The sequence below is a fragment of the Candidatus Methylomirabilota bacterium genome, assembly GCA_035260325.1.
Taxonomy (GTDB): domain Bacteria; phylum Methylomirabilota; class Methylomirabilia; order Rokubacteriales; family CSP1-6; genus AR19.
On record DATFVL010000199.1, the window covers coordinates 1 to 2,494 of the forward strand.

General features: G+C 68.8%; 4 protein-coding genes. 3 read left to right on the top strand and 1 reads right to left on the bottom strand.

Annotation, left to right across the window (positions count from 1 at the left end; translation table 11 throughout):
* Positions 1-36: 36 nt before the first annotated feature.
* The 3 genes from VKG64_13095 to VKG64_13105 all read left to right on the top strand — a co-directional run bounded on the left by VKG64_13095 (position 37) and on the right by VKG64_13105 (position 2,096).
* Positions 37-603: a Uma2 family endonuclease gene (locus VKG64_13095; GenBank protein ID HKB25977.1), complete on the top strand. Its 567-nt coding sequence runs from the start codon at positions 37-39 to the stop codon at positions 601-603.
* The gene (locus tag VKG64_13100; GenBank protein ID HKB25978.1) at positions 603-1,097 is read left to right on the top strand and encodes a nitroreductase/quinone reductase family protein; all 495 of its coding nucleotides are present in this window, start codon (positions 603-605) and stop codon (positions 1,095-1,097) included. The genes VKG64_13095 and VKG64_13100 overlap by 1 nt, the downstream gene beginning before the upstream one ends.
* 66 nt (positions 1,098-1,163) lie before the next feature.
* On the top strand, positions 1,164-2,096 hold the full coding sequence (locus VKG64_13105; GenBank protein HKB25979.1) for a hypothetical protein: 933 nt from the start codon (positions 1,164-1,166) through the stop codon (positions 2,094-2,096).
* Here the strand turns inward: VKG64_13105 and VKG64_13110 are convergent.
* Positions 2,029-2,494: CDP-alcohol phosphatidyltransferase family protein (locus VKG64_13110; GenBank protein HKB25980.1), on the bottom strand; the 466-nt coding region annotated here is incomplete at its 5' end. The two genes, VKG64_13105 and VKG64_13110, sit on opposite strands and share 68 nt — an antisense overlap.

Below are 2,494 nucleotides of genomic sequence, written 5' to 3' on the forward strand. Positions count from 1 at the left end.
CGACATTCAGACGTATCCTTCTAGGGACGGACACCGATGGCGGTCGAGGTGGCGGCGGCACGACGACTCTTCACCCGTGAGGAGTACCACCGGATGGGCGAGGTGGGCATCCTCAAGCCGACCGACCGTGTCGAGCTGATCCGGGGCGAGATCGTCACGATGTCGCCCATCGGCCGGCGGCACTACGCATTCGTCAATAACTTGACCCAGCTCCTGGTCCCGCGCCTGGCCGGTCGCGCCATCGTGGCGGTCCAGGGCCCGATCGTCCTCGCCGACGACACCGAGCCCGAGCCCGACCTCGCGATCATCCGTCGCCGCCCGGTGCCGTACAAGGAGCGCGAGGCCTTCGCGGACGACGCGCTCCTGCTGATCGAGGTGGCCGAGAGCTCACTGGCCTACGACCGGTCGACCAAGCTCCGACTCTACGCCGCGGCGGGGATTCCCGAGTACTGGGTGGTCGACTGTGCCGCTGAGAGTATCGAGGTTCACCGCACGCCCGACGCCGGTGGCTATCGCGACGCGAGCCGCGTGACCGGTGCCGCGACCGTCTCGCTTCAAGCATTTCCCGACGTCGCGCTGACGCTCGCCGAGGTCTTCGCCTGATGAAGAAGCTGCTGATCGTCGTCGGGGCGCTGCTCGCCTGCGTGGCGGTGGCGGTCGTCACGCTGAGCATCGTGGGGCTCGATCCCAAGGACCGCCGGCCCGGGCTCTGGCTCACGGGCGAGCTCGTCACCAAGCCCGTCACCGACTGGTCCTTCACCGACAAGTACCCGACGATCTTCGTCCAGACCCGGGCCTGGTACGGGCTGCCGCACTCGGTGACCACGTCGTGCACCGCGCACAACGGTGCGCTCTACCTCACGTCCGTGTATCGTCCGGGCGGACAGTTCCCCCGCGACCGCCTGTGGAACCAGAACATCGTCCGTGATCCGCACGTCCGCCTGAAGGTCGGCGCGCAGGTCTTCAATCGAACCGCCGTCCTCGTCACGGACCCGGCCGAGAAGGACGCCGTGCTCGAGACCAAGGCGAAGAAGTACCCGCGGCAACGCGTGTCCGACAAGCGCCTCGTGTACGTGTTTCGCGTTCAGCCAGGCTGACATCGCCTCCGGTCTCCGCGGAGCTGACATCGCTCTCGACGACATGATCCGGGAGAGCGTCCGGCCGTGAAGGCGCGCTGGCGCCTCCTGCCCTGGCTGATCACGGCCGCCTGCTTCGCGTATCTCTACGTGCGCCTCGACCGGGCCGCCGCGGCCGAGGGGCAGCGGCTCCTCCCGTACCTCGCCGCGATCTTCGAGCACGTCGCCTGGTCGCGCTGGCTCATGCTGATGGTCCCCTACTGCGCGCTCTTTCTGCTCGTCGACAGCCTCGTCGCATGGCGGGTGATCGGCTGGTTCAACGCGCGGCTACGCTATCGCGACGTGCTGCCCATCCGCGCCAGCGCCTACATCCTCTCCATCGTCAACGAGCAGGTCAGCAAGGGCGCCATCGCGCTCTACCTGAGCCGGCGCCACGGCATTCCCGCGTGGGAGGTCGGCTCGAGCATGCTCTTCATCATGTTCTGCGAATACTATTACCTGCTCGGCTGGGCGACGGTCGGCGTGCTCCTCCAGTGGGAGCGCTTTCCGACGGTCTTCCACGCGATCCCCTGGATCGCGCTGGGCTCCACGGCGGTCTTCGTGGTCGTCCACCTCTTCTTCCGCGGGACGATCGGCGCCGGGCTCGCCGTGCGCGAGCGTCCGCTCTTCCGCGCGTTCCGGAGGGCGAAGCTCCGGCACTACGCCGCCGTGCTGGCGCTGCGGTCCCCCGCCATGCTGGGAGCCATCTTCGTCTACGCGCTGGCGCTCAGACTCTTCGGCGTGAGCGTCGGCGTCGTCGAGATGCTCGGCTACCTGCCCGTGATCTTCTTCGGCGCGGCCATGCCCGGGCCGATGCACTCGGTGGCCATCGTCCTGTGGGTCGTGCTCTTTCCCGATCGGCCGGGCGAGATGACCACCTTCGGCTTCGTCCAGCACAACTTCTTCGTCCTGTTCAACGCCGCGGTCGGTCTCCTCTTTCTCCGGCGAGCGACCCGGGAGCTTTTCGCGACGGCCTGGTGACCGCCCACAGGCGCCAGGCCATCGAGAGCACCGTGCTCACGACGAGCAGCCAGACGAGCACGGTGACCGCGGGCTGGAGAGCGGGGAGCCCGGCCCGGACGAGAATATCGCCGCCGAGCGGCGCGAAGTAGAGGATGCCGTTGTAGCGTCCGAGCCGGCTCGTGCGAAGCCCGCTCCCGCGATGCGCCCAGGACGAGTCGACGACGTACTGCGCGAAGGCCGCCACGACGAGGATCGGCAGGATCCAGGGAAACGCGCCCCGGACCGCGCCCGCCGCGAGGCCGCTGGTGACGAAGAAGCAGTCGGCCGCGTGGTCGAACGCTCCACCGGAGGCGGTGGCGGCGCCCCGGCGGCGCGCGACGGGCCCGTCGAGCAGATCCGTCGCGATGGCCGCGGCG

Excerpts from the sequence above, each read along its gene's own strand:
- VKG64_13095 (HKB25977.1), top strand. The coding sequence starts at position 37 with ATGGCGGTCGAGGTGGCGGCGGCACGACGACTCTTCACCCGTGAGGAG.
- VKG64_13100 (HKB25978.1), top strand. The coding sequence starts at position 603 with ATGAAGAAGCTGCTGATCGTCGTCGGGGCGCTGCTCGCCTGCGTGGCG.